The organism is Zoogloea sp. 1C4 (genome assembly GCF_009469605.1).
Classification (GTDB): Bacteria; Pseudomonadota; Gammaproteobacteria; order Burkholderiales; family Rhodocyclaceae; genus Zoogloea; species Zoogloea oryzae.
The window spans coordinates 1-2,466 of sequence record NZ_SSXU01000063.1; the positions used below are offsets into that span (position 1 = coordinate 1).

The 2,466-nt window shown below is 36.4% G+C and carries 2 protein-coding genes; both read left to right on the forward strand.

Annotation, left to right across the window (positions count from 1 at the left end):
• Positions 1 to 1,584: hypothetical protein (locus tag GH681_RS23415; protein WP_228112040.1), on the forward strand; the 1,584-nt coding region annotated here is incomplete at its 5' end.
• Between the two features lie 19 nt (positions 1,585 to 1,603).
• The gene (locus GH681_RS22665) at positions 1,604 to 2,002 is read left to right on the forward strand and encodes a hypothetical protein (RefSeq protein ID WP_153163767.1); all 399 of its coding nucleotides are present in this window, start codon (positions 1,604 to 1,606) and stop codon (positions 2,000 to 2,002) included.
• Positions 2,003 to 2,466 lie beyond the last annotated feature (464 nt).

Below are 2,466 nucleotides of genomic sequence, written 5' to 3' on the forward strand. Positions count from 1 at the left end.
CCAGAAGAAAAGAAACCTAAAGAAAAACCAGCTGAACAAAAGAAAGGTGGTATCTATCAGACTCCAATGGGTAAATCAGCATATGAAACTCATATGTTGTGCACAAAATCACCGTATATGAGTCTACTTTCTCTTAAGATTGAGAAAGACAGCAAAGGCATTGAAAATATCAAAGCCGAGTGGAAGAACAACGAAACTAGTGAAACTACTAGTGTCCTCTTCCCAGTATCTAATGTAAAGAAGGGAGACGGAATTGACGTTAAACGGATTAAGGAAGGAATTAAGAATCCTATTCCTGCTGAAGTTCCTGAAACTAAACCAGTTGAAGAACCAAAGAAGGAAGATCCTAAACCCGCATCTACTGAAAAGAAACCTAAACAGCAGAAGTCGAAGAAGGAGAAGATAGAAGAAGTAGAAGCTGAAGAAATTGACATCAACAATACTCCTACTATTAAAACAGCCGCAGCTCCTGCGCCCAACATTGTAACTCAGAACAGTGACAGAATTGATGCAAATCACTCAGTAGATTTGATGAACGCAATTCTGAAACGCCGTGAAGAGATTAAAGATGATCGGGCAATGTATCAAGCAACAGGAAAACAGGCAGACCTTATGATGTTTGTATTAATTCAGAAATGGAATGACCAGTTCAAGAATGATGCAAAAGAACAAGGTTTTACTGTGAACGAAGAAATGTTTGCATATTTGAATGAAACAGCTTCTTTGTTCCTCGGTGTTAATTTGCTTCCTAGCAAAACATCTGATGGACAGCTCGAGATTAACTTCAAAGATGCTGTCGCAAAGACAAATCCTGAAATGCAAAAAGCTTTAGAACAAGATGCTAAAGTTCCGCAGACTCAGGAAATGCCAAAACCTGAAGAATGTGTCACAGATGAACAGAAAGTAGCAGCAATGTGTACTATTATGAACATGCGACACAAGCAGAAGTCAGGAGGTATAGGTAAGAACGTAGCAAATATGATTGAATTTGCACGGGAAGCCTATAAACTTGACAAAGATGCAGAACCAGCACAAGTATTAGCAACTGTATTACTTAAGATGAAGGAAGCAGGACGAAACGCTACATTGCTTGAAGGTTGTGCGAATGCTATTTGGGGTAATTTAACTGGTAATTTGTCAGTTTTAGCATCTCATGCTTGGCTTAAGAACCAATTAACAACATACAACGATGCGCAAGTTGCTAATGTTGTGAAAGTATTCTTAGCTAAGAAGATTGCTGATGAAACTGCAAAAAACAATAACTACGAAGAAGAAGCAAAACGGTATTCTCAATTAATTAGTGGAACTAATGACGATCTGATCAATCGTATTATTACTTCTGCTAATAACGAAGGTAAAGATGAAGACAAACTTGTATATCCAGAAATCAAGGGTCTAAATCTTAAAGGTAAACACATTTCAGCAATAAAGACTGTAAACAATATGCGTATTGCTTATGGAGCAGAAATGAATGATAAGATGTTGAAACAAGTAATGCAGAAAGTATCTGGCTTGTATACATCAACTTCTTTAAATCCTCTTACTTTCTATGTTGAGAAATCTGCATATGCTACTAAAAAGTAACAATTAACGCATTATCAAAATGAGTAAAAAACCAACAGTTTTGTTTACGCTAGCAATGCTAGCTTTCGGTGGATATGTAGGATTTGTAACTAACTATACAAATACCGCCACCGCGCACGAGTATGTGATTCCGAAGTTCACAGATGTACCTCGGACAAAAGACTTTAATATTGATATTAATTTGAACAATAACGCTATAAAATTAAATGGACAAAGCAACCCAGAACAAAATATCAATGTTGAAATCAAAAAGAAAGACAGTATCATCTATCTAACTTCTGTTGTAGAGAAGGAAGTACCTAAATACATTAAGGTAAGAGAACTGCCATCAGTTAAAGAGAATAAAACCACTTGTACGGATATTCTCCAAAGACTGAAACAACAACAATCAGAGAAGATAAATCTGAGTCGCAACTAGAACAGCCAATGCGATTATAGAGCTATAATGGTGTATATCCAGAGATATCTAAATCAAAGGATTAGAAAGTAAATGGTTAGATTACTTTCTTAAAATTAAGATAGTACAGAATATTAGTAGGAATAGAGTATAGCTACAACTATAGGCTATTACTGAAAGTATAATAACTTATTGTGTCTATATACTATCTATAGACTGAAGAAGCAATAAGATAGAGGGAGAGCGTGTACAACCCTCTTGTTTTTGGTGAGAACCGACTGGAGACAGAAACAGAAGACGCAATTAGTAGAGAGCAGTCTACAAAATTAAACAGTACAAGGGGAACGAAATCCTCTTAAGTTACTCGCAGACTTATCATAGTTTGAATCAAGAAGGAGTAATAAACACGATGATGCCCAACAAATCGTAGTGTCCAAGACTACGTGCTGAACATTATCGAGCATATAACGCTCTAGGGTAGCTCC